The sequence below is a fragment of the Metabacillus sp. KJ11-3 genome (assembly GCF_055808295.1).
Map to the genome: position 1 here is coordinate 2,218,877 of NZ_CM147865.1, position 24,039 is coordinate 2,242,915.

General features: G+C 34.4%; 25 protein-coding genes, 2 pseudogenes and 1 other annotated feature. Of the genes and pseudogenes, 10 read left to right on the forward strand and 17 right to left on the reverse strand.

The features are described from left to right. The first annotated feature begins 31 nt into the window (after positions 1–31). Positions 32–1,222 carry an MFS transporter gene (locus tag AC0L8O_RS11310; RefSeq protein ID WP_473448160.1) on the forward strand — a complete coding sequence of 397 codons (1,191 nt, stop codon included), beginning with the start codon at positions 32–34 and terminating at the stop codon, positions 1,220–1,222. Between the two features lie 185 nt (positions 1,223–1,407). On the opposite strand, the gene AC0L8O_RS11315 is transcribed toward AC0L8O_RS11310, so the two are convergent. The 4 genes from AC0L8O_RS11315 to AC0L8O_RS11330 form a co-directional block, all read right to left on the reverse strand. After that, entirely contained in the window at positions 1,408–1,815 is a 408-nt protein-coding gene (locus tag AC0L8O_RS11315; protein WP_473448162.1) for a DUF3995 domain-containing protein, read from the reverse strand. 115 nt (positions 1,816–1,930) lie between these two features. Continuing rightward, a complete protein-coding gene (locus tag AC0L8O_RS11320; protein ID WP_473448164.1) occupies positions 1,931–2,182 on the reverse strand; it encodes a hypothetical protein in 252 nt (83 codons plus the stop codon). Between the two features lie 128 nt (positions 2,183–2,310). Next, positions 2,311–2,727 (reverse strand): VOC family protein, encoded by a 417-nt coding sequence (locus AC0L8O_RS11325; protein WP_394184745.1) that lies wholly within the window; start codon positions 2,725–2,727, stop codon positions 2,311–2,313. 277 nt (positions 2,728–3,004) lie between these two features. Continuing rightward, positions 3,005–3,223 (reverse strand): SRPBCC family protein, encoded by a 219-nt coding sequence (locus AC0L8O_RS11330; RefSeq protein ID WP_394184746.1) that lies wholly within the window; start codon positions 3,221–3,223, stop codon positions 3,005–3,007. A gap of 206 nt (positions 3,224–3,429) precedes the next feature. On the opposite strand from AC0L8O_RS11330, the pseudogene AC0L8O_RS11335 reads away from it, so the two are divergent. The 3 genes and pseudogenes from AC0L8O_RS11335 to AC0L8O_RS11345 form a co-directional block, all read left to right on the forward strand. After that, positions 3,430–3,595, forward strand: a pseudogene (locus AC0L8O_RS11335) (translocation protein TolB); the annotation flags it as partial. Positions 3,596–3,750: 155 nt separating this feature from the next. Then, positions 3,751–4,836: a GerAB/ArcD/ProY family transporter gene (locus AC0L8O_RS11340; protein ID WP_473448167.1), complete on the forward strand. Its 1,086-nt coding sequence runs from the start codon at positions 3,751–3,753 to the stop codon at positions 4,834–4,836. A gap of 19 nt (positions 4,837–4,855) precedes the next feature. Next, a complete protein-coding gene (locus tag AC0L8O_RS11345; protein ID WP_156932018.1) occupies positions 4,856–5,005 on the forward strand; it encodes a hypothetical protein in 150 nt (49 codons plus the stop codon). Here AC0L8O_RS11345 and AC0L8O_RS11350 read toward each other — a convergent pair. From AC0L8O_RS11350 to argS, 4 genes are all read right to left on the reverse strand, one after another. Further along, positions 5,002–6,192: a Ger(x)C family spore germination protein gene (locus AC0L8O_RS11350; protein WP_473448168.1), complete on the reverse strand. Its 1,191-nt coding sequence runs from the start codon at positions 6,190–6,192 to the stop codon at positions 5,002–5,004. The genes AC0L8O_RS11345 and AC0L8O_RS11350 overlap by 4 nt on opposite strands. After that, complete coding sequence (locus AC0L8O_RS11355) at positions 6,189–7,733, reverse strand: spore germination protein (protein ID WP_473448170.1); 1,545 nt, start codon at positions 7,731–7,733, stop codon at positions 6,189–6,191. Before AC0L8O_RS11355 ends, AC0L8O_RS11350 begins: the two co-directional genes overlap by 4 nt. A gap of 314 nt (positions 7,734–8,047) precedes the next feature. Continuing rightward, positions 8,048–8,755 carry a DNA alkylation repair protein gene (locus AC0L8O_RS11360; protein ID WP_026561854.1) on the reverse strand — a complete coding sequence of 236 codons (708 nt, stop codon included), beginning with the start codon at positions 8,753–8,755 and terminating at the stop codon, positions 8,048–8,050. A gap of 55 nt (positions 8,756–8,810) precedes the next feature. Then, on the reverse strand, positions 8,811–10,517 hold the full coding sequence (gene argS / locus AC0L8O_RS11365; protein WP_026561853.1) for an arginine--tRNA ligase: 1,707 nt from the start codon (positions 10,515–10,517) through the stop codon (positions 8,811–8,813). A 66-nt stretch (positions 10,518–10,583) separates the two neighbouring features. After that, positions 10,584–10,795, reverse strand: a binding site (T-box leader). A 191-nt stretch (positions 10,796–10,986) separates the two neighbouring features. On the opposite strand from argS, the gene AC0L8O_RS11370 reads away from it, so the two are divergent. The 4 genes and pseudogenes from AC0L8O_RS11370 to AC0L8O_RS11385 all read left to right on the forward strand — a co-directional run bounded on the left by AC0L8O_RS11370 (position 10,987) and on the right by AC0L8O_RS11385 (position 16,059). Further along, positions 10,987–11,676 carry a response regulator transcription factor gene (locus AC0L8O_RS11370; protein WP_251680983.1) on the forward strand — a complete coding sequence of 230 codons (690 nt, stop codon included), beginning with the start codon at positions 10,987–10,989 and terminating at the stop codon, positions 11,674–11,676. A 2-nt stretch (positions 11,677–11,678) separates the two neighbouring features. Further along, positions 11,679–12,681, forward strand: a pseudogene (locus tag AC0L8O_RS11375) (sensor histidine kinase). Between the two features lie 106 nt (positions 12,682–12,787). Next, a complete protein-coding gene (locus AC0L8O_RS11380) occupies positions 12,788–13,471 on the forward strand; it encodes an ABC transporter ATP-binding protein (RefSeq protein ID WP_445089150.1) in 684 nt (227 codons plus the stop codon). Further along, positions 13,468–16,059 (forward strand): ABC transporter permease, encoded by a 2,592-nt coding sequence (locus AC0L8O_RS11385; protein ID WP_473448173.1) that lies wholly within the window; start codon positions 13,468–13,470, stop codon positions 16,057–16,059. The genes AC0L8O_RS11380 and AC0L8O_RS11385 overlap by 4 nt, the downstream gene beginning before the upstream one ends. Before the next feature lie 120 nt (positions 16,060–16,179). Here the strand turns inward: AC0L8O_RS11385 and AC0L8O_RS11390 are convergent, their stop codons facing one another. The 7 genes from AC0L8O_RS11390 to AC0L8O_RS11420 form a co-directional block, all read right to left on the reverse strand. Further along, on the reverse strand, positions 16,180–16,350 hold the full coding sequence (locus AC0L8O_RS11390) for a hypothetical protein (RefSeq protein WP_156932017.1): 171 nt from the start codon (positions 16,348–16,350) through the stop codon (positions 16,180–16,182). 18 nt (positions 16,351–16,368) lie between these two features. Next, positions 16,369–17,103 (reverse strand): alpha/beta fold hydrolase, encoded by a 735-nt coding sequence (locus AC0L8O_RS11395; RefSeq protein ID WP_051475680.1) that lies wholly within the window; start codon positions 17,101–17,103, stop codon positions 16,369–16,371. Positions 17,104–17,234: 131 nt separating this feature from the next. Next, complete coding sequence (locus AC0L8O_RS11400; RefSeq protein WP_473448175.1) at positions 17,235–17,777, reverse strand: histidine phosphatase family protein; 543 nt, start codon at positions 17,775–17,777, stop codon at positions 17,235–17,237. A 27-nt stretch (positions 17,778–17,804) separates the two neighbouring features. Next, positions 17,805–18,077 (reverse strand): DUF2277 domain-containing protein, encoded by a 273-nt coding sequence (locus AC0L8O_RS11405; protein ID WP_026561846.1) that lies wholly within the window; start codon positions 18,075–18,077, stop codon positions 17,805–17,807. Positions 18,078–18,182: 105 nt separating this feature from the next. Then, positions 18,183–18,854, reverse strand: a complete 672-nt coding sequence (locus tag AC0L8O_RS11410) for a DJ-1/PfpI family protein (protein ID WP_473448176.1) — start codon at positions 18,852–18,854, stop codon at positions 18,183–18,185. Positions 18,855–18,916: 62 nt separating this feature from the next. Next, positions 18,917–19,258, reverse strand: coding sequence for a VOC family protein (locus tag AC0L8O_RS11415; protein ID WP_026561844.1), 342 nt, complete (start codon positions 19,256–19,258; stop codon positions 18,917–18,919). 64 nt (positions 19,259–19,322) lie between these two features. Beyond that, a complete protein-coding gene (locus AC0L8O_RS11420; protein WP_026561843.1) occupies positions 19,323–19,880 on the reverse strand; it encodes a pyridoxamine 5'-phosphate oxidase family protein in 558 nt (185 codons plus the stop codon). A gap of 218 nt (positions 19,881–20,098) precedes the next feature. Here AC0L8O_RS11420 and istA point away from each other — a divergent pair, with 218 nt between their 5' ends. Together istA and istB are read left to right on the forward strand one after the other, a co-directional pair. After that, positions 20,099–21,514, forward strand: coding sequence for an IS21 family transposase (gene istA / locus AC0L8O_RS11425; RefSeq protein WP_026562899.1), 1,416 nt, complete (start codon positions 20,099–20,101; stop codon positions 21,512–21,514). Then, entirely contained in the window at positions 21,511–22,236 is a 726-nt protein-coding gene (istB, locus tag AC0L8O_RS11430) for an IS21-like element helper ATPase IstB (protein WP_026562898.1), read from the forward strand. Before istA ends, istB begins: the two co-directional genes overlap by 4 nt. Before the next feature lie 218 nt (positions 22,237–22,454). Here the strand turns inward: istB and AC0L8O_RS11435 are convergent, their stop codons facing one another. Beyond that, complete coding sequence (locus AC0L8O_RS11435; RefSeq protein ID WP_026561842.1) at positions 22,455–23,159, reverse strand: class I SAM-dependent methyltransferase; 705 nt, start codon at positions 23,157–23,159, stop codon at positions 22,455–22,457. A 126-nt stretch (positions 23,160–23,285) separates the two neighbouring features. After that, positions 23,286–23,981, reverse strand: coding sequence for a GNAT family N-acetyltransferase (locus AC0L8O_RS11440; protein WP_026561841.1), 696 nt, complete (start codon positions 23,979–23,981; stop codon positions 23,286–23,288). Positions 23,982–24,039 lie beyond the last annotated feature (58 nt).

The window sequence follows — 24,039 nt, forward strand, 5'->3', positions numbered from 1 at the left end:
ATATCATCCAATCAAAGGAGAGAGATATAGAATGAATACACAACACTGGATGAGCAGGCAATATTTTAGTTTTTTTGTAACATGGGGGATCTTTCTACCTTATTGGACAGGATGGATGATCTCTGCAAAAGGAATGACGATTTCACAGGCTGGTTTGATTATGAGTTTAGGACTTGTTGTGAGAGGCATTTCAACATTATTTATTTTCCCATATTTATCAGAAAAGCTAAGTAATAAAACAATTTTAAATGGTACAGCAATCGGCACTCTCGTTGCTCTTATCTGCTGTATACCTGCGGATTCGTTTTCAAGTTTACTTATTGCAACCCTCGTATTGCATGTTTTTTACCCAACATTGATGCCTGCCTTAGATAGTACCGCTGGCGTACTTTTGCAAAAAAAGCAATTAAAAAACTATGGGAAGAGTAGATTATGGGGCTCTATTGGATTTGTGGTTGCCGGTATCACCTTAACATTCTTTACCGGTTCTTTAGGTGATGAGGTGATATTATGGGCATTGTTAGTTGGAATAGCAGCATTTCTAATACTTGGGTTTATGGAAACGCCAAACGTTTTATTAGAAAAGCCTCAAAAGGACCCTTCCATAAAAGATAGCATAATAGATTTGTTTCGGAACAGTCACTTCGGAGTAGTACTTGCCATTGTTATATTAATACAAGCTGCACATGCTTCTTATTACAACTATGGTTATATTTATTTACAAGAAATTTATGTACCAAAATATCTCATTGGTTCCATTATTAACATTGCCGTACTCGCAGAAATCATTTTCTTCTCAATCGCAGATAAGTTCTTTCATAAATATTCAGTTAGTACTTTACTAACATTAGCGGCATTGGGATCAACCATCCGTTGGATCATCGTATTTATCTTTCCAAACGTGATGATGTTTAGTATTTCCCAACTATTACATGCATGTTCATTCGCGATGGCTCATTATGCCTTTATGAAATACTTAATAAAAAATATCCCAAATAGACAGATACCTAAAGCACAAGGATTATACTCCGCATTGGCACTTAGTTGGAGCACTGCAGTTTTTACGATTTTCGGAAGCTATTTATACGAAATTGAGCCGAAATTTGCTTTTATTGGTATGGTGTTAAGCACCATTCCAGCACTTGCTCTTACATTTTTTTATCGAAAAGTTGAACACAAAAAACAATCTAAAGTTTCTATAGCGAGACGCGTAAATGAATGAAAGGTTTTAAAACTTGAAAATAACAAAATAAAAACCTTTATTCAAAAACCAGCTTAGCGTGTAGTTTTTAACATAAAACAGCAATAGAAAAAGCAATGGAATTCATCTTCCGTTGCTTTTATTGTTGAAAATTCACCATAGTTTGCCATCCAATATGTTGATTATCGAAATCTATATAAATGATGCTAGAAAAAAGTAAGACTAATCCATACACAAAGTGGTGAATAGAAGACGGTATCTTGTTTTGCAAATCTAGTATGTTTGATTTTCTTAAAAAACCCTATATATTTTCCTTCTCCAATTGCACGCAACAAGAAAATAATTCCTCCGGCTATACAAAGCCATTTTGAAAGAGGGGATTTGATAACTTCAAACAAATCTATTTGACAGAATAGGAGTACAGATGCAAAAAAGCAAAGTAAACCAATAAAAAGTGTTCCTAACATTCTTGGTCGTAAAACTGGTAATTTATTATCATCTTTAGTTGGAAGAACCGAATTTACTCCCCAAGATCCACCAAATGCCCAAAAAACGTGTAACATACCAATAATGATAAATAGTAGAGACGTTATTCCTATTAAAACCTTAATCAATTGACCACCTCTTCTATATGTTATTTTTCTACGTTGAGATTGGACTTCAAATTGATTTTATTATTTTAATTCTTCTACTTGAAAATCGAGCCTGTTATTTTATTTGAGGCTTTTTTTATTTGGTGTGATGATCTTTTCCTTCCCTCTCATTCCCCCTTTTAAAATTACCTGTAATCTTGGCCATCACTAATTGTACATCTTTTTCATTTTCAGCTTCATTAACTTTCCTTAAAAACTTATCTGCTTCTTTTCCTTTTAAAATTTTCACTTGTCTCCCATAGTACTCTAAAAAAATGGTCTTATCTTTATTGACTCGGTAACTAAAAGGAGTTTGATCTAATTGATTTCTTTTATCAATTCCACCCATTTTACACACCTATTCTATTAGTTTTTACGCAACCTGCTCTTTGATTAATATTTCTTAAAAAAAATGATATCTATCAAGACATCATCTTTTTTAAGAAATGATCTTAACTAGTAATCTATCCTTAATGTTTACCCTTGATTCATAGCACTTTCATCCATATAAACGACTTCCCAAATGTGACCGTCTAAGTCTTGAAAACCCCAACCATACATAAATCCATGATCTTGTGGGTCATTAGAGATTTTACCTCCTGAAGCAACTGCCTTATTTACCAACTTATCAACTTGGTCTCTATTATCAGCTGATAAACATAAAATTGCTTCAGCAGAAGTGGAAGTGTCCACGATTTCCTTCTTACTAAACTCTTTGAAACGATCCTCAGTCATGATCAAGGCAAAGATATTGTCGCTGATAATCATACTTGCTGTGTCGTCAGTGGTGAATTGGGCGTTGAATTCAAAACCTAACGAACGGAAGAAGCTAATTGACTTTTTTACATCTTTCACTGGTAGATTGATAAAGATATTCTTGGACTGAAATGCCATTTTTATCACCTCAAGGTAAGATTAAGACGTGCAAAGTGATCTATCAAAAATAGTTTGATAGATTCATAATAGGAAACTGAAAAGGATTAAGGATATAGAAACGTTTTTAGATAAACTACCTTTAAAATCTCCGCTCCCTAAGCGCATTTCTATATACATTATTCGACTACCATAATTAGATTCCTTTAATTATTATTCTTCATTACGATTCTTTTTTTGTAACTTCTGTATCAATCTATTTTTAGAAAAGTATCTAATTAATGAATTAAAGACGCTCTCATATTATTAATATCATATTCACAACATAGCATTTTAAACAAGAAAGCATATATACCCAGCCTTCTTTTTGTCCCATCATTTTGTTAATTACTTCAGGGTCTTCTTCTTTCAAACCAGATTCGTTAACCTCGATAATCGTACTTCCATTATCCGATTCTTTCAGTATCATTGTTACGATCGGTTTTTCGTTGTGTTCCTCACCCCCATGAAAAAGCAATTTACTTATTTTCTTTAAGTCTTGTATATGATGTTAGTGATGAAAAAACACTGGCGTTGAATCAACATTCTTCAACCAAATATATTCCTTGCCAACAAGCCAGTTCTTTACAAAAACATTTGCTTTAGATTCTTCATCTGTTTTTTCGTATCCAAGTTAGGTAGGATCCTTTCGTGGGATATAGGATTCTATTGCTGTTATTCATAACCCCAGATGGATATGTAGATCTTGACTTAGAATGGTTTTCTTCAGATAAAATAATTGTGGCTCGCGCAAAGAGAACAAAGATTGGGATGAAGGACCTCTTCCAACAATGTGTATACATCACTTTACCTCATTGATCTAAAAACAAAAGATCAAAAACAACTAACAGGTTGTCCTAAACATTTTTAGGGAATTCATCATATTGTAAGGGGTGGGTATCCTACGTAATTAAAGAAAGAATGTAGCTGCATATTTAAATAACCATTCTTTGGCTATACTATTTTTAACGTCCTAAATTCTGATAGATAAAAAGGTTGAATGGAATGGAACAAATCACAAAAAGTCAGCTATTTTCTTTGATGTTATTATATGAAGTTGGTAGTACAACATTGTTTGCCTTAGGTATTGGAGCCAAACAAGATGCTTGGATCGTGATCATCATTGCCACTGTTATTAGTTTAGGTTTGGTATGGATTTTCACTGAGCTTCAAAGACATTTTCCAAATCAAAATTTAGTAGAGATTTTACAGAGTCTATTAGGAAAGTGGCTCTCAGTGCCAATTATTCTCCTTTATGCGTTGTATTTCTTTTCAAGCGCAAGTTTTAATTTTTATGAATTTGGCGAAATTATTCGGACTACATTTCTTGTAAATACACCCCAACTAGTGATTTTAGGTGTTTTTATGTTTACTACTATTTATATGATCACATTAGGATTTGAGGTTATTGCGAGAACGGGTGAAATTTTAATGCCTGTTCTTATCATCTTTTTAATGACAACTTATTTTCTGGCTAGTATTTCAGGTGCACTTGATCTACAAGAGATATTGCCTATTTTAGAAAATGGAATTAAACCTGTTTTAAAAGAAGTCTTGCCTGTCATTAACTTTCCATTCGGAGAAAGTGTTGTTTTCCTTATGTATTGGCATTTTATAAATAAGAAAGAGTCTGTACGTAAAATTGCTTTACTCGTTGTCTGTATAACAGGTGTAATCCTAATTCTAACGAATTTAATGATCATTACGATGTTGGGACCAGAACTAGCGGCGAAAGCTGAGATTCCCTTATTAAGAGTTCTTTTTGATATCAATATCGCAGACATTATTACGAATTTGGACATTATCGGGGTTATCGTCATCTTTATTGGCGGCTTCTTCAAAACTGTCCTTAACTTTTATGCAGCCGTATTAACAGTTACAACCCTTTTTAAATTCACAAATACAAAATGGATAACAATAATAATGGGGTTAGCTTTAATTGTCTATTCCATTACTTATTTTGAAAATATTTCCTTTCATAGATGGGTGGGGTTCGAATTTAATTCAACTTATATGCATGGTATTTTTAGCTTTATGCCGATATTCATTGTACTATTGAGTTGGCTTAAACATAAAACAAAGAATTTATAATAATAAGGTGGAATTTATATTGAATTTACAATCTCTTTATGAAGCTGGTATCGTACCGATCATCCTGATTATTGGAGGATCGCTTTACATCGCAATCCTCATATTATTAAACATTTATTATGTTATCTATTTTCTTATTAAACGTCTTTTTCACAAACCAAATTCTTAATCTTCAGACTTTAATGGCTCTTTTAAAAGTTCACGTGCACCAATATCTGCTTGTACATGAACATTTACAGCGGCATTTTGAAATTCTCCTTCCAACCACTTACCTTTTACACCCTTCCACTTCTGGGGTTCTTTCTTATTCAATGTTGTCCCAAATCCAAAAATATCTGAATTATAGTCCTTTTGTGCTTTTTCAACAACATGAACAACTTCTTCTTCAATTAGGTTTTTCAATTCTTTTTCTAATTGATTTAAGTAATCGTACTGCTCTTTTCTTGTTGATAATGTTCCTGCACCTTGCTGTTCAACCAGTATGCCCGATGTTTTAATATCTATTGTAAAAGAAATTCTACCTCCTTTAATATCTGGTTTTATCTTCGTTTTTGTTTCTCTGATTTCAACCGATACCAGCTTATTTTCCTCCATTTTAGAGGGAATTGTAAGAATGCCACTATTCACCTCTCCAATAATCCAATTATATCCACGTGCTTCTTTTTCATTAAGATACCCAACCACCTTGTCCTCTTTAATAACTGCTCCGCCTGAAAGCTTTAATTGTTGTGTGTCCTCTGACAATGTTCCATTTGACGGGGAATTTTCTGACATTTCCAATACTCCAATAACTGGATTAGTAGCTATAGATAATGATTTTTTATAGAAATCATTCAATTGGATGACTGTTACATCAAAATTTAGTTTTTGATTTTCATGCAGACTCTCCAAAGAGTTTGCTGGTACTTGTTCCATGCCAAGATTATTTACACTAAGAATTTGTCGGGCCTGCATATCTTTGGCTATACAAATCCATACATATCCCCGTGATTCTTTTCCTCTCGTTATTGCATCAAGAACTGGTAATATTTCCTCTTTTGCTAACTGCTCACCTATAACGATGACTTTGTTGTGTGCATAAAAATTATTACGATCAAATTTCTGATTTACATTTCTTATTGCTTTATAAACAGTATCCCCAGTGGAGGAAATGACTTTAATAGGAGGTGTAGTCCCCCCGCCTTCCGGCTTTAGTGCAGAAGGGTTTGCAACTTGAGATGTAAAGAGTATTTCACCTGTTTCAGGATTTCTATCAATTCCAATTGCACTGACAATTCCTATCTCTTTCAATTCTCTCCGATCCCAACAACCAACTAATAAAAACAAACAGCTTAAAATGAAGACAATCCGCTTCAATTTTCTTCACATCCATTTTTCCATGGTGAAGCTTTGGGCTTTTGGTTTGTACCTTGACGATTTGTCTCATGTTCCCATGTAATGGATTGTGGTCTTTGATTCATCTTCCATAGCGGGGCTCTTATTAACGTATCTTTCCACTCCCGTAAAATAATCGGAGCATGTGGTGCTAAATAGGGTGTACCGAAGGAACGTAATGAACACATATGAGCTAATATGATCAAAAATCCTATTAACACACCATATAAACCGAGAATACCGGCAAGTAATACAAAAAATAACCTTGATAATACAACAGCATCATTGATAGCAGGGACAATAAAACTTGAAATACCTGTTAGGGCCATTGCTATAACCATAGGGGCACTCACAAGACCAGCCTGTACGGCTCCTTCACCGATAATTAACGCACCAACAATTGAGATGGCTGAACCCACCGGTCTTGGTAAACGAACCCCGGCTTCTCTTAAAATTTCAAATGCAGTGCCAATTAATAATGTTTCAATCAAAACTGGAAATGGAACGGTTTCTTCAGCCGCAGCCATAGACGTTAACAAAACTGTTGGAATCATGGCATGATGATAGCTAGTAAGTGCCACATAAAATGCAGGAATTGTGACGGTAAGGAACAATGAAAGCAGCCTTAATAATCGGATCGCAGAGGCAAAATAAGGACGTGAGTAATAGTCTTCACTAATTTGAAAGTTTTCCACAAACATGTAAGGAACAGATAAAACAAATGGAGTACCGTCACATAATATAGCTACTTTCCCTTCCAATAACCTCGCAGCAATAATATCTGGTTTTTCACTATTCCCGACAGTAGGAAAAATAGATGTTGGATGGTCTTCAATAAGTTGTTCAACGTAACCGGACTCTAAAATAGAATCAATATTAATTTTTTCTAATCTTGCTTTTACTTCTTGGACAACCTTCTTATTGACAATCCCCTCAATATAAGCAATACGTATTTTTGTATGAGTTTGTTTACCAATTGTAAACTTTTCAAAATAAAGCTTTGGATTAACGATTTTCCTTCTAATTAATCCTGTATTAACTTCAATATTTTCAGTAAAACCTTCTCTTGGGCCTCTTACAACTGACTCTGTATCAGGTTCTGAAACATTTCTCATAGCAAACCCCTGTGCTTCAATTATCAGGGCAGAATCTGAACCATCTATGAATAGCGCAGCCTTGCCGGACAATATTTGGTTTACTACCGAATCAATTGCTGAGTGTTCTGAAAGACTGCCAACATCCAATACATTATTTTTCACAATATCTAAGTTACCTTTTTCTGAATAAGTTGTTCGGTTATTGTTCAAATTTAGTTCTTGTAGTGGTTTTATAACAAACTCGTTAATGTATTCATTACTAGATAAAGTTGAAAAATAACAAATAAACACTTTTAGAGGTTTCTCAATAAAAACAACAATCTCTCTAAAAACAATGTCATCATTTGTTTCAAGTAGTTCCTTTACCTTATTAATATTACGATCAATATCTACCCCAAACTTATCGTTGTTTTCTAAAACATGCATATTTTGAAAATTCGTATATGTAGGTTTGTTTTTTTTGATGGAAACGGAATTTTTTAAACACTTCGATACACCAACCACCTTCAAAGCTTCTAATTATATAGTATTATTTGTCATCTAAAGAAAATTTATCAAAGATTGTATTTTCCTATATATGTGTCAAATATTTTAACTATTCTTTTGAATATACAAACTATGCAATCTAGAATAAAAAACGCCTCAAATCCTTAAAATTAAGGATCTAAGACGTCTTAAGGTTTAGTTACTAATGATGAATCTACTATATAAATTACGTTTCTGTAGGTGTAATTAAATTACTAACATCTTACATATTTACGTTTGAAACCAAGCTTTCCTCTATCTATTTCCTTTTTGATATTTTCTGAAGCAAGGAGAATATTACTTTTCTTCTTGTCCCGTTTAATCTCAACTGGTCCAACTGTCTTCGCGGTTTGGACAGCCTTTTCATGTAGAGGCAAATAGGAAACCGCTACTGTATATATAAAATTATTCATAGCTGATTTTGTTCGTTCAGGAGAATCATGAATTGTTTTTTCTACCTGGTCAAGCATACCGGCAATCTTGTCTGCGTTAAATTCAGCGTCTGACCGATTCCCTAAAAGCCAACAGTAACAGCTCCAGCCTGCTGACATTCTAAGTTCTTCACCGCTTTCAATCCATTTATCTGCTACAGTCTGCGCAATATCGGTTTCAGACAAAGTAACAGCAACAACATAATCAGACAACATATAGAAATACGCAGCATCAATCCAGCGGTCAAAGTCTGCCTCAGTCATGATTGTGGGATCTGCAATAATACCGGCAAAATACATAGCATCATAGTTACCTGTCGCGTATAGCTGCTCCGCTAAAGGCTGGTTTTTCCCGATTTTCTTTGCGATCGGCTTCATCGCTCCGGTAGCTACACCAAAAACCGGTTCATGTGCACCATTTCTTCTATAAGTATTTTTTGTTCGTTCTTTTCCTAGTGCTTCAAGTTCCTGCATAACTAATTCAAAATCCATTGATTTGCAACATCCCCTTCAGTTAAACTTTCTTCTTAATTCTACCACGATCTTCTTACATTTGTTCAGGAGCTTTAACTCCCAATATACGCAGGCCTTCTTTTAGAACAATCGTTACTGCCTCAACTAATTGTATTCTTGCATATTGATGTTCGTCTTCCTCTAGGATTCGAACAGAACTATAGTATTTATTAAAAGCTTGTGCAAGATCAATCGTATACTTCGCAATTTGAGAAGGATCAAACTGGGCATATGCCTGCATAATCACTTCTTCGAATTTCATTAATAAAGATATGACTGTCCAGGCCTTCTCATCATTGTAAGCATTTATGGAAGAAGATGATTGATCCTTCCCTTTTGCCTTTCGTAAAATAGAGCATGCACGTGCATGTGTATATTGTACGTAGGGTCCTGTTTCACCTTCAAAAGTTAACATTTCTTTTAGAGAGAATTCAACATCGTTTAAGCGGTAATTTTTTAAATCATGGAAAATAACTGCCCCAACCCCAACCATCTTTGCAACTATCTCTTTTCCATCAAAATTCGGGTTACGTAATTCGATATTTTGGGCTGCAAGTTTAATAGCTTCTTGAAGCACTTCCTCTAAAAGGACAACCTTTCCTTTTCGTGTTGACATCTTTTTTCCATCCTTCAACATCATGCCGAATGGTATATGGTGCATATCTTTTGACCAATCATACCCAAGCTTGTTTAAAACGTGAAATACTTGTTTAAAATGAAGAGATTGCTCATTACCTACAACATATAACGCTTTAGAAAAATGATACTCTCTTTTTCTGTATAGAGCTGCTGCTAAATCTCTTGTTGCGTACAAAGTAGCTCCATCTGATTTCTTTATTAAGCAAGGTGGTAGATCATACTCATCTAATGAAACAACCATTGCTCCTTCTGATTCTGACAATAGGCTTTTTGTTTCAAGCTCTTTTACAACAGCATCCATCTTGTCATTATAAAAAGCCTCTCCATTAAACGAGTCAAATTCAATATCCATAAGGTTATAAATTCGTTCAAATTCGTTTAATGACTCTTCACGAAACCATTTCCACAACGATAATGCTTCTTTATCCCCGTCTTCCAATCTTTTAAACCAAGAGCGACCGTTATCTTCAAGCCCTGGAGTATGTTCAACTTCTTCATGAAACCGAATATATAAAGAAAGTAACTCCTTAATCGGTTCCTGCTTAACCCTATCTTCATCTCCCCATATTTTATAAGCTGTAATTAACTTTCCGAATTGTGTACCCCAGTCACCTAAATGATTAATTCTTATTGCGGTATAGCCACATTTCTCCATAATATTTGCTAATGAGTTTCCGATTACAGTTGAACGTAAATGTCCCATTGAAAAAGGCTTTGCAATATTAGGAGATGATAAATCAATCGTAACTTTTTTATGATGGCCAATCGATAATTCTCCGAAACTGTCTTTTTCGTTAAGTACTTTCATGACAACTTCATTTCCAGCCTTTTGCTTTTCTAAAAAGAAGTTCACGTAGGGGCCAACAACCTCTACTCTTTCGATATACTCATGGTTAATAAGAAAACTAAGTTCTTGTGCAATTTGTGCTGGAGCTTTCTTCAACTCTTTTGCTAATACAAAACAGGGAAATGCATAATCACCCATTTCTTGTTTTGGAGGAACTTCTAACTTTTTGCCGACTTCATCTTTTGATAAAGAGCTAATTCCTATTTTTGTTAAAGTTTCATAAATTGTAGAAATTATGATCTGTTTATACTTCATTTTCAATTCTCCTTGTTTAATGTCTGTACTTTATAAAAAAATTAAAAAACCCCCGTCTCTAAATATATTAGAGACGAGGGTTAAACTCGCGGTACCACTCTATTTGCTAAAATAGCCAGCTTGAAATTGTAACGGTCATGACCGGACTTATCTACATGATGAGATTTCAATAAGCCTTCTCCGAGGTGCGCTTCATAATCAATTTCGTACCAGGCTCCCACCATTCCCGGCTCTCTATATCGAATAGTGATTACTACTCTCCTCTTCTTAGAATTATCAGTTATTAAAATGTTATTGCATATTATACATCATAGTTTACTTAAAAATCCAACTCTTTTTAATTTTATATGTTTAATTTTTCCCTCATTAATTCTTCTCATTAAATGATCATTTAAAGTGTTTTGACACTAACATGATGATAAACTAGGATTAATCTAGAAAACTAACTAAATGGCAGGGTGTTCTCAATATGAAAATTTTATTAGTTGAAGATGATAAAACGATTGCTTCAGGTCTGGAATATTCCTTACAAGCGGATGGGTATGAAACAGTCACATGTTATAATGCTGAATCAGCAAAAGCAGTTGTCAGGGAAAGATTAGCAGAAATAGATTTATGTTTGTTAGATTTATCCTTACCAGATGGCAGCGGTTATGAGTTGTGTGAAATGGTAAAAAACCGCAGTGATAAACCCGTTATATTTCTAACAGCATTAGATGATGAAGTAAATGTTGTGATGGGATTAGATATGGGAGCAGATGATTATATTACGAAGCCCTTTCGTATTCGCGAGCTTATCTCGCGGATTAAGTCTGTTTTCAGAAGATATGACAAACAGATACAAACGAAACCAAAAGCAATAATAGAACTTGAAAATGTCCAAATTAATACGTTGGAAGGAAAAGTTTATAAAAACGGTGAAGAAATATTGCTTACCGCACTGGAATATCGGCTTTTTTTGATTTTTGCCAATCATATTGGACAAGTATTAACAAGAAACCAGCTTTTAGAACGGATATGGGACGTTGCTGGTGAATTTGTTAATGATAATACACTCACAGTCTACATTAAAAGACTGCGAGAAAAGCTTGAGGATAATCCTCGTAATCCTATGATAATTAAAACAGTCCGTGGTATGGGTTACAAGGTTGGTGATTAAGAATGCTGCGTAATCGTGAAATACAAGTCTTATTGATTATTCTCACAAGTATTTGTATGACTTCAACAGTCCTGGCAATTTTCTTTTTTCTTTGCCTGTGGCGTTATACATATTTTTAACAACAACGATCTTCGTGATTGTTTTTTCTATTTTACCAAATGGCGTTATCGAGAGATTGAGAAACTTTCAAACTATTTGCGTAAAATAACAAATGGAGATTATAACCTGGATATCCGTGACAATGTTGAAGGTGAATTAAGCATTTTAAAAAATGACATTTATAAAGTTACATTAATGCTTTCTGAACAAAGCTCATACTTGCAACAAGACAAAGTTCGGTTAACGAATGCGATCTCAGATATCTCCCACCAGCTAAAAACTCCATTAACATCGATGCTGGTGATGGCTGATTTATTAGGTCATCCAAATCTTGACGTTGCTAAACGGAAAGAATTTACTCACAACATCCAAGCACAATTGGAAAGAATTGAATGGCTCGTCACATCTCTATTAAAATTAGCCAAAATTGATGCAGATATTGTTCGATTTAAGAAAGACTCCGTTCCCGCTAACGTATTAGTACAAAAAGCTGTACAATCTGTCCTTATCCCAATGGATATCAAACAGGTCTCTTTAAAGATATGTGGTGATGATGATGTTTCCTTCCTAGTTGACTTGAATTGGACCTCAGAAGCCCTTATTAATATTCTGAAAAATTGTATTGAACATACCGATGAAGGCGGATTTATATCAATATCTTTTGCTGAAAATACTTTATACACAGAATTGAAAATTCAAGATTCAGGAAAAGGAATTCTAAAAGAAGACCTTCCTTATATTTTCAAACGATTTTATAAAGGCAAAAATGCTGGAGAAGAAAGTGTCGGAATCGGCTTGGCCTTGTCATATAGCATTATAAAGAGTCAACAAGGGGATATTGAAGTGAAAAGTGAGATTGGAGAAGGAACAACCTTCTTAATCAAGTTTTATAAACAGATCATATAACACTTGGATGCAAATCTCTCTAAGTGACTAAAATGTCACTTAAGAGTCACTTAATCGTCATTTTAGGCAGATATACTATAATCACAAATGAATTGGAGGTAATATAATGACTATTCTACAAATAGAAAATCTGTCTAAAGTGTACGGTAAAGGAGAAACCGCTGTAACAGCATTGGATAATGTGTCATTCTCAGTAAACAAGGGTGAATTCGTCGTCATTATCGGTCCATCCGGATCTGGAAAATCAACTTTGCTTCATTTACTTGGTGGAGTAGATCAACCTACCAGCGGTAAAGTGTATATCGATGGTACCGATTTATACAATTTAAATGAAACACAGCTAGCTATTTTTAGAAGAAGACAAATTGGATTAATCTATCAATTTTATAACCTTATCCCTATTTTAACTGTTGAAGAAAATATCACATTACCGTTGCTACTAGATGAACATAAAGTAGACCAAAAGCAATTTGATGAAATTCTTGAAAAACTGGGTTTGAACCATCGTCTCGGTCACTTACCTAATCAGCTATCAGGTGGTCAGCAGCAACGTGTATCAATCGGTCGAGCATTAATAAGTAATCCTGCGATTATGCTGGCGGACGAACCTACCGGTAATTTAGACAGTAAAAACAGTGAAGAAATCATGGAACTTTTAAAAATGTTTAACAAAACATTTAATCAAACACTTATTGTCATCACACATGATGAACGGATAGCCCTTCAAGCCGATCGCATTATTTCCATTGAAGACGGAAGAATTGCCAAGGATGAGGTGATTCGTTCATGAATATTATGAATAAGTTAACCGTTAGACATTTAAAAAAGAATAAAAGAAGGACACTTATTACAATTATTGGTGTGATTATATCAGTTGCCATGATTACGGCTGTTGCAACCTTAGGAGTTTCGTTTCTTGATTTTATGAAAAGACAAACCATTGCCTCCTCCGGTGAATGGCATGTGCAATATAAGGATATAACCAAGAAACAGCTGGAATCGATTGCAGCTGATGAAACATCAAGCAAACTTGTCATTGCGAATGAACTTGGTTATTCTCCTTTAGAAAACTCACAAAATAGGAACAAACCCTACTTATTTATTCAAGAATACAATGAACAAGGCTATAACCAATTTCCGATTGAGGTCAGCGAAGGGCGACTTCCGAAAGCTGCAAATGAGGTCATTATTTCCGATGAGATTATTCAAGATGCTGGAGTCGACTACAAAATTGGTGACAAAATCACGCTGGAAATTGGACAAAGGCTCGTACCGGGAGTTGAATCTCCGTTAAAACAAAATGAACCGCTCCAACAAGATGATGCGATCGGAAAAGAAACTCTACAAATCGAAAAAACGGAAACCTTCACCATTGTAGGAATGATGAAACGACCTATATTGGAACCGACATGGTCTCCTGGATACACAGTGATAAACTATACAAATTCTACATTATTAACTCAACATGATTTACTAGATGTCTTTGTTGTTATGGATAAGGTAGATGGATCACTGTATAACAAGGTAGAAAAGATCAAAATGAAAAATAAAATCGACAAAGTCGAATATAATGATGCATTACTGCGCTATTATGGTGTTACAGATAATGATAATTTGAGAACAACCTTATTTTCTCTAGCCACAATTATTATGGTCGTCATAATTATAGGCTCAGTAGCCTTGATATATAATGCTTTTGCCATAAGTGTTTCCGAACGCGCAAGACATTTAGGTATGCTTTCAAGTGTAGGTGCTACGAAAAAACAAAAGCGTAACTCTGTATTTTTTGAAGGAAGTCTTATTGGTTCAATTAGCATCCCAATTGGAATGATTGCCGGACTAGGTGGGATTGCCGCTACCTTTTGGTATATTAACACATACCTTAAAGGTGCTATAGGAGATGGTGCTGAGAATCTGGAAGTTGTTATGACACCCTATTCTTTCCTTATTGCTTGCTTTGTTTCGATCATTACGATTTTCATCTCAACTTATTTACCTGCACGAAAAGCATCAAAAATCTCTGCCATTGACGCCATTCGTCAAACACAGGATATCAAATTAACAGGTAAAACCATTAAAACATCTAAACTCGTCCGAAAAATGTTCGGGATTGAAGCAGAAATTGGCTTAAAAAACGTAAAACGTAATAAAAAAAGGTATCGGGTAACTGTTTTCTCACTTATCATAAGTATTGTTCTCTACTTATCTGTCTCTTTTTTCACAGATAGCATAAGTAAATCTGCCGAGCTTTCACAAGATGGAATTAATTATGATATTCAAGTATCTGGAAGTAACATGACAATCGATGACCTAAAGCCTTTCTCCCATTTAGATGATGTCACCGATGCTAGTGTACAAACTAGAATTCAACTAAACGCAGACATCCATGAAGAATTTCTTCCCGATTTATTAAAGGAGATGATAGAAAAAGAAAACCTTCCACTCGATAATGGAAAGTATGAGTATTACGTAAATTTGTATGGTTTAGATGAAACAAATTTCCGAGAATATGCGGAATCAACTGGAACAGATGCAGCAAGTTTCACGGATACAGACAAGCCAAAAGCTATTGTTATCGACAAAATTTCCTATCAGGATTTTAATACAGGTAAATTTATTGAAACAAACTCGATTGAAGCAAAACCTGGCGAAAAGATTGATGTAGTCTTAAAAAACTATGAGACAGAGGAGCATGTATTATTACCTGAACTAAAGATTGGAGCATTAACTGATCAAGTACCATTTGGAGTCATTTCATCTCGCCTTGGCGGTTTAGATATTATCGTTCCGCAAAAAACGTTCGACAAATTAACAAGTGGTAATGAAGAAGTAAAACAACTGGTTGAAACTTATCTATTTTTAAATAGTTCCGATCCACTAACAACACAAAAAGAAATCGAAGATGCCACCTCTTCAAATGTATATATATACAATGTTTACAAGCAAAAACAAAATGAACAACAGCTTATCCTCTTTCTTTCTGTATTTACGTACGGCTTTATCGCTTTAATCTCTTTAATTTCAATCGCAAATATTTTCAATACGATCTCTACAAGTATTTCATTAAGAAAAAGAGAATTTGCCATGTTAAAATCCGTTGGGTTAACTCCAAGAGGATTTAATAAAATGATTTATTACGAAAGTATTTTTTACGGTGTAAAGGCATTATTATACGGCCTACCTATAAGTGGAATTGTGATGTTCCTTATATATTGGTCATTACAACGAACATTTGAATATAATTTTCAGCTTCCATGGTTAAATATCTTATTCGTAATTGCTGTGATTTTTATTATCGTTGGCTCTGCTATGCTTTACTCCATCCAAAAGATTAAAAGGGAAAATATAATTGATGGGTTAATACAGGAGAATATTTAATAATTAACCAGGTGCTTATATAAAAAGCAGCTGGTTTTTTCCTTCTGGCTCATCCTAGTCTAATTGCATTAAGTACTACTTTTCGAATGGAGTAATGAAAGAAAACTTTATTATTTGATATCAATCTGTACCGTGTGTACCATTAGAATTGATGCCATTTTGATTGATTACTTCCCCGAGCTTTTCATCCTGTATATTTTCATTTGGCGGTGTCATCCCAGATTTTTTTTCAAAATATATAGCTATAGCCCCTATTATTAAAACAGGTATTAGTAGTAATAACCAAATCATTAAAACACCTCTTTTATTTCAATTTATTCTAATCATATCTTTAGGGAGATGATCATTTTGTATCCATGTTTCAATTATCTGATTAAATAAATTCGGATTAATAAAAGATATTCCGTGACCAATGTTAGGCATTATAATCCCTGTACAATTTGTATTAGCTGAAACGATATCTTTTGCTGATTTAATCATAATTGATCTTTCTTTTTCACCAACAGTAACAAGTATTTTGCTTTTAACTTTATAAAACTCTTCTGGTAAAGTAAATGACATATTTTCTTCTAGTATTCTAATAAGTGTATCACATTTCATATTTGAACTTTCCTTGTAATAGGTGTCAAAATATTCCTCACCAACAAATAACGATTTTGCCTGATATTTTGAAAATGATTTAATTTTCGTTAGAGGAAATGTTAACTTAACAGCAGGATTAATCAATTTTTTAACAATTGAAACAGGTCTGACCAATGCACTATTTATCATTGCGTATGTGATCAAATTCGAATTCATACTCAGCATTTGAACTGCTACTTGTGCTCCTAGTGAGAATCCAATCACAATGACTTCTTTTCCGCTACCTATTTCACCTATTAGTTCAATCATTCTCTCTGCGCTATTCTTTATTGAAAAACCCTTCATATTATTACTTTTTCCTTGTTCAGGCAAGTCGAATGTAACACAATGATAATGCTTGAAATATTGAATCTGCCTATCCCACATCCAACTGCTGACTCCTCCGCCGTGCAAGAAAACCATTAGTGTAGCATTTTTATCTCCATATTCTTGATAATGCAATATTACACCTCACTTCACTATATCTTAATAAGGAAAAGTTCATAAAAACTCTTAATTTATAACATTTTCATACTAGTCTTTAAATTATAAGATTACTTCCATAACCTTTTATAAGTCATTTTTTTGTTTACGCCACTTAATAAATATACGTCCGGATTGGTTAGATTTCTCCAATCATCAAAACCAAAGGTATTGTTATAATGCTTTAGAAGTAATGACATTAAATTTCCATGAGTAACGATTATGGTATTGTTTTCTTCATTTTCGAAAACTTCTTCCACAATCTCAACTATTCTGTTCATTGCTTCTTGACTTGATTCTCCGCCTTCATATTTTATTTCCATATCATCAAAAGTTAATTTTAATTTATCTAACCAATCAGTAAGATTGTTGTTGCTCAGTACACGCTCAGTCAAATTTTTATTAACTTCAACCTTTAAATTAAGCCTATATGCCAAAGGGTGAATTGATTCAATTGCCCGTTTATAAGGACTAGAAATAATATGGTGTATATTTATATGGGAAAAGTAACGGGATAGTTCCAAAGCTTGTTTATGACCTATTTCTGTAAGCGGTGATTCAGGATGTTGCCCTTCTGCTTCACAATGCCTAACTAGATAGATGTTTTTCATCATCTACACTCCCAATTTATCTATAGTCCCCTATTTAGTTCCATACCTTTTAGCTGCTTTGATGCGAGCACGTTCTGCCTCAACCTCACGATTGCGTGGCCCTGCATTGGTTACAAGTGTATTTAGTAGATTCTTAGATATCATAGCAATCTCATTAACCGCCTGGTTAAACGCTTCTTCATTTGCCATTGAAGGCTTGTTATATCCACTGATCTTTCTGACATATTGAAGAGAAGCCGCATGAATCTCCTCATCAGTAGCTGATGGGCTGAAATTAAATAGTGTTCGGATGTTTCTGCACATAGGTTATACACTCCTTACTGTAATGATTACTATATAATTGTTTTCCACAAAGAATGCCTAATAACCTTTTATCTCTCATTAAAATAATATTTTTGCGATAGATCATTATATCTTCCAATCATACTCCATAAGATTTGCAGCTTGTAAGGCTCTTTCGTTTCCTAATAATTTTTCTACTACATACAAAGACATATCGATACCAGCAGATACACCTGCAGATAAAATAATTTTCCCATTATCGATATAACGAGCATTCTCAACGATTACAGCAGATGTAGGAGCAACTTCTTTTAACTCATTTAGCGCATTCTGATTCGTTGTAAGTCTTAATCCTTCTAATAAATTTGCTTTTGCTAATAATAATGCACCCGTACAAACAGATAATACGAGTTCGGCTTCATTAGATGTTTCATTTATCCAGTTGGTGAGATTCCGATTATGCATTTCTTTTCTTGAGCCCCAACCACCAGGAATAATCAGAATATCAGGAGACGGGCATTTATGAATGGAGTAAGTAGGGTTTATACTAAGGTTTCCTAATGCATGAACAGGGCGTTTCTCCTCTGCTACTGTATACACTGAAAAGTCATTTCCTCTATTGCTTCCTACTAGAAACACTTCATAAGGACCAGTAAAATCCAAAATTTCAACATTTTCATATATCAATATCGCAACATTTTTTGGTCTTATAGCGCTATTCATTTCATCATCCCCATATAGTAGTAAAAGCACTTGGTGAAATTCCAAATGCTCTCCATTTCTATAAAATAAAAACATATTTTACTTCTCTTATTTAAAGTGCCAAATTGTTAAGGGTCAAAAATCATATGTTCATTGGATTATTTACAAACCATGATTATATTTCCATCCAGATCTTTAAAGTTAAACCAATGTCCATTTTCAATTTCAGTTGTTATATGAACATTTTTTTGTTTCAAATATTCATATGAACGTTTAATATCATCTGTTAGAAGTTGAAAAGCTGGAACTTTATGTATATGTTCGGGTGCATATATTTTACTATCGAGGATAATATTTTGTCCGTTTAACGGTAGAACATATATATGGCCAAAGTGTATTTCTCCATCTGTTGGCAAGTCTAATATATCGCAATACCAATCACGTGCTTGTTCAATGTTACTAACCGGAATAAAAACACCGCCAATTTTATCTAAAAACAATTTATTTTCACCTCAAATATTGTGATATAATGACAAATCATTCACTTCAAAAAATAGAGTAAAGTTAACTAAACTTTTTCCCAATTGGTGTTACGATTTCGTCCATACTGATAGAATTTTTCTTTTTCCAGTAGTTTTCTAAGTCTTGTTCACTTTTATTTTCAGCCCACTGCTTTAGAGTATCCCTCTCACCATTATATGAATAAAAAGGGACACTAAATCCACATGACGTTTTTACTGTATCAATTTTCGCGTGTACAATTTGACGTGAACCGGGAAGGATTTCAAAGTGTTTAGCCATATTATCCCATTCCGATGATTCAGGCAATATTACCTTCCCTCTACCATATAGTCGTAGAATCATAGGTGGTCCTTCAAAAGCTAAGAACATAAACGTCACTCTACCGTTATCTATTAAATGGGCACTCGTTTCATTTCCACTACCCGTTAAATCTAAATATGCTACCTCATTTGGTGAAAATATTCTCAGAACATCATAGCCTTTTGGAGATATGTTAACATGCCCGTCTTCATCTAAAGGTGCTGAACCTACAAAAAAGATTCTTTGTTTTTTAATAAATTCTTCATGTTTTGGAAGTATAGACGAATATACAGTTCCCAATGAAATTCCTCCTCGATTTACCAATTTCAAAACATTCCATTTTAGAGAAGCGTTCGTCTGTTTATTGCAAAATAGAAGTGCAGACCTTTGCAACAGAAAAATGCAGAGTCCTGCACTTATTTTAATAAGGGCATAAAAAAAGACTTGCCAGTCACCCCAAGTCCCTCTAATGTAATGGTGTCGAATCAATACATGGAGGTTACGGAAGGATGCTAGCAATGTCTGATATTAATTGTATCAAAAATTTAAGAAACAACAAAGGACTATCAATCTCCCAAATACAGAAAATAGTGGGAGTTAACTGGCGTACTGCAAAGAAATACGCTGATGATGACCAGATTCCTAAAGAAACCCTCAAAGCTAGAAAAGGAATGATGTATGAGGAAAAATGGGGAGAAATGGTTGCCGATTGGTTGTTCGAAGATCAAAGATTAAAAAGAAAATCTAGAAGGACAAATAAAGAGTTACATAACGAATTGATTAAATATGGATTTACTGGCTCATATAGAACTGTATGCAATTTTGTAAAAGAGTGGAAAAGCAGTCATCAAGAAGAACGTGATAAAGGACATGAAAGATTAGCGCACCCTCCGGGTGAAGCACAAGTGGATTTTGGAGTAATGGAAGCTGTTCAAGATGGGGATCTAGTAGATGTTCGAGCATTGATCATGTCTATGCCTTATAGCAACGCAGGCTTTGCAATACCTCTTCCATCTGAGAATCAAGAATGTTTTTTGCATGGATTGCAGGAACTGTTCATTCAAGCTGGTGGAGTGCCAAAGTCATTAAGAATTGACAACCTTACACCTGCAGTAAAACAAACCCGATCAAAAATGGAAGAGGCAAAACTAACAGATGAATTTATGCAATTTCAGAACCATTATGGCTTTGAAGTTCAAGTTTGTAATCCTAGAAGTGGCCATGAGAAAGGAAATGTAGAAAATAAGGTGGGCTATATTCGATATAACTTTTTCACTAAGGCACCTGTGATGAAAAGCTTTGAAGATCTAACCTTACAGTTAAAGGAAAAACTGGAGGAAGATCGTAAGAGGCTGCATTATGAGAAAGAAGTTCTAATCCAAGAGTTATGGGAGCAAGAGACCAAGTACTTACTAGCTTTGCCTGAGAAGGAATATCCAGTATTCAAAAAAGACCTGGCAAAGGTAAATAAGTACAATGAAGTGAAAATTGACAATTCCCTTATACATGTGCCACGTGCATTTAACTATAGCCAATTGCACCTACTCCTTAGCTGGGATCAATTTAAAGTTGTTTCACCAGACGGTGAAATTCTGTTGGAGGACTTCCGTCCTTATATGAACAAGCGAAAAGCACTCCCGTGGTTATCTATTATAAAAACATGGATCTATAAACCAAGGGTTCTAAACTATTCTCGATATTGTGACTACCTTCCGGGAAGAGTAAAGGAGTTTCTACTAACGGACAATTTGCTCATTCGGCGAAAACGTTTAGAGGCCCTCTCTACACTCTTAGTTACATATGATATGAAACGAATTAATGAAGAGTTTTATGACTTAATTGAGAAAGATCGTTTAAATGGCGATATCAATCCTTATGAAGTGGATTGGAACCAATATGATGCCCTCACTCCAATTGAGGAGGCCAGCAAATGAGTGATCAATTACGAAGTAAGTGTAAGACTCTGCGTTTGGCCCATATAGCAGAAATTTATGATCAAATTCCCTTCGAGAATAAGGAGCAATATCTTAATGACTTATTTGACGAGGAACATAAGTTAAGAGAACAAACAAAATCTATAAGATTAATAAAAAAGGCAAAGTTTTTGGACAAGAAGACTCTTCACACTTATGAATGGACAGAACAGATTCGGTTTCCACCTCATACATCTAAAGAGGAAATATGCAGTTTGAGTTTTATTGAAAAAGGAGAAAACGTTGTACTAGTAGGTTCTCCTGGCACTGGGAAAACACATCTAGCAACAGGGTTGGGAAGGAAGGCTTGTGAAAATGGATATGAGGTTCGATTCTACCGTGTAGCTCATTTAGTAGAAGAATTGGAGCAATCCTTAAGATTGAATAAGCTCTCAGCATTTCGTAAGAAATTGGAAAAGGTAGATTTAATCATCCTAGATGAAATGGGCTACCTGCCGTTTAGTAAAGAGGGATCTGAGCTTCTCTTCCAACTTATCTCTGAATTCTACGAGCAAAAAAGTTTAATAATCACGTCAAATTTAGAGTTCAGTCAATGGAACAGGATATTCACAGACTCTAGGTTGACCGCAGCATTGGTAGACCGGTTGATTCATCATGCACATATCATCTCGTATCAAGGAGAGAGTTATCGCTTAACGAATGCATTATCTAAAAGAAAATAAAGAAAAGTAATTCGGGTGACAAACCTCTGTACTTTTCTTTGCATTTTTCTGCACTTTTCTATTGCAAAATACATTCGTCAGCGTATTATAAACTATGAAAGATTTTCTCCATACATACCTCTGTTGTAAGAATGCAACTAATAACCCGTTGTTCTTCAGGATATGACCATTTGGTGCTTAAAAAAGGGGCACCGCTTCTACGTTGCCCCCATTTAGTACTAACCTTTGTGTATTATTAACATTGAGTTAGCGTTTAACTGAAATTCATAAGGAACTTTCACTTCTTTAACTGTAAGTCCATTGTCCTCCAAATAACTAGTTACTTTATTTAAATGTTCATATCTTTTTCCCTCTAAATCCACTAATGGAAAAATTCGGACCTCCTCTTTCGTCACCCTCACCAATTCATTTATTGACTCTATATGAAATTGGTAATCTAATCGATCTCCATACATAAATAGAAAATGGGCAGAGAGAATGATATCAAACTCTTCATTTCCAAACGGTAAAGTAGGCAGTGTAGCGGGAATGTATTTTCCGCCGGAGTCTTTCATATCCTTGGAACATTCTTGAAGAGCATTTAAACGTTGATTCCTTAGCCCCTCAATATCTAAAAAATAATCCCATTTAAAATTCTTATGGGCTTTTTGCATATGTTCCATAGCATGGTCAATATCCTCTATACCTTTTCTTCTTAGGTCTTCAGCAGAGTGAAAATAGGCAATGTCACAAGCTGTTACATCTAAACCTGATCTGTTACCTACTGCTGTAAATGAACAAGCCCCTGCTGGACAATCCAGTATTTTCTTTCCTTTCAATTCTTCTACTGAAAGCCGGAACATATTCAAGTATTCTTCATATGTTCTCCCAATAAAAATGATTCTCTCAAGATCTAACTTTGTACTCTGCTCAACTTCACTCATCTAACCTCACCTCTTCTATAAGATTACAAACATTTTATCATAAATAAATGGTAACTTTAACCTTTTTTGGTGAGTTTCCAATAATAAAAACGCATGACTTTTAAAATATTGTCATGCGTTTTTTGACTAAACAAAGTATTCTACATTTTCAATTTTCATCTTCTTAAGGCAATGATTAAGGACATTTTTATCAATTTCATTCACTAGTGAGTATTTCTCTTTATAAATTGCGCAAATAATTTCTGTTACTTCTTCCTTACTTAGTTTCGTTTTGTGTAAATTCTTAATATAAAGATTAAGTGGTATTTCTTCCACCTCATCATGAAGTGCTGGTTGTAAATAGTTAATTTCATCGTATTTTTCATACTTATTTCTTAGAAAAAATCTATTTCTTTTAATGCAATCTTCCTTTTCTTTCTGGGTATGTACCATTTCTTGTGTTTCAGTTTCCAAGATCATAGCTCTTGGTGACGAGTTACCTGCTGTAATGGCATCTTTCTTAAGTAACTCTTCTATTTTTAATAGTGTTTTCGTACCTAACCCGTTACTTCGCACATGTGGGTTCGTAACAATATATACAATGAAACCTGTATTCACATCAGCAAAATAGTGCCCTGTTGCAAATGATACAAGCTGATCACCTTCTAATCCTATCAGGAAATGAAATGGATTGGGCTTATTTAATTTTGCCAATCGCAAACTTTTTAGAAAAACCTCTTGTGGTTCTCTCACTTCAATTGGAAATGCTTGATCATATAATTTCATCGCCGTTTCAAAGTAAAATAAATGATTCTCTGTCATTTCAATCCATTTTATTGTCATGATATATCCATCTCGTTTCATCTGTTTCATGCTGGGAATTCAACTTACTCTTTAAACG

Coding starts and splice junctions, on each gene's coding strand:
- AC0L8O_RS11400 (WP_473448175.1), bottom strand. CDS start 17,777: ATGATGAAAAACATCTATCTAGTTAGGCATTGTGAAGCAGAAGGGCAA.
- AC0L8O_RS11435 (WP_026561842.1), bottom strand. CDS start 23,159: ATGAGTGAAGTTGAGCAGAGTACAAAGTTAGATCTTGAGAGAATCATT.
- istA (WP_026562899.1), top strand. CDS start 20,099: ATGTCTGATATTAATTGTATCAAAAATTTAAGAAACAACAAAGGACTA.
- AC0L8O_RS11385 (WP_473448173.1), top strand. CDS start 13,468: ATGAATATTATGAATAAGTTAACCGTTAGACATTTAAAAAAGAATAAA.
- argS (WP_026561853.1), bottom strand. CDS start 10,517: ATGAAGTATAAACAGATCATAATTTCTACAATTTATGAAACTTTAACA.
- AC0L8O_RS11380 (WP_445089150.1), top strand. CDS start 12,788: ATGACTATTCTACAAATAGAAAATCTGTCTAAAGTGTACGGTAAAGGA.
- AC0L8O_RS11340 (WP_473448167.1), top strand. CDS start 3,751: ATGGAACAAATCACAAAAAGTCAGCTATTTTCTTTGATGTTATTATAT.
- AC0L8O_RS11410 (WP_473448176.1), bottom strand. CDS start 18,854: ATGTTTTTATTTTATAGAAATGGAGAGCATTTGGAATTTCACCAAGTG.
- AC0L8O_RS11405 (WP_026561846.1), bottom strand. CDS start 18,077: ATGTGCAGAAACATCCGAACACTATTTAATTTCAGCCCATCAGCTACT.
- AC0L8O_RS11355 (WP_473448170.1), bottom strand. CDS start 7,733: ATGCATGTTTTAGAAAACAACGATAAGTTTGGGGTAGATATTGATCGT.
- AC0L8O_RS11440 (WP_026561841.1), bottom strand. CDS start 23,981: ATGACAATAAAATGGATTGAAATGACAGAGAATCATTTATTTTACTTT.
- istB (WP_026562898.1), top strand. CDS start 21,511: ATGAGTGATCAATTACGAAGTAAGTGTAAGACTCTGCGTTTGGCCCAT.
- AC0L8O_RS11395 (WP_051475680.1), bottom strand. CDS start 17,103: ATGGTTTTCTTGCACGGCGGAGGAGTCAGCAGTTGGATGTGGGATAGG.
- AC0L8O_RS11360 (WP_026561854.1), bottom strand. CDS start 8,755: ATGGATTTTGAATTAGTTATGCAGGAACTTGAAGCACTAGGAAAAGAA.
- AC0L8O_RS11370 (WP_251680983.1), top strand. CDS start 10,987: ATGAAAATTTTATTAGTTGAAGATGATAAAACGATTGCTTCAGGTCTG.
- AC0L8O_RS11390 (WP_156932017.1), bottom strand. CDS start 16,350: ATGATTTGGTTATTACTACTAATACCTGTTTTAATAATAGGGGCTATA.
- AC0L8O_RS11310 (WP_473448160.1), top strand. CDS start 32: ATGAATACACAACACTGGATGAGCAGGCAATATTTTAGTTTTTTTGTA.
- AC0L8O_RS11325 (WP_394184745.1), bottom strand. CDS start 2,727: ATGGCATTTCAGTCCAAGAATATCTTTATCAATCTACCAGTGAAAGAT.
- AC0L8O_RS11320 (WP_473448164.1), bottom strand. CDS start 2,182: ATGGGTGGAATTGATAAAAGAAATCAATTAGATCAAACTCCTTTTAGT.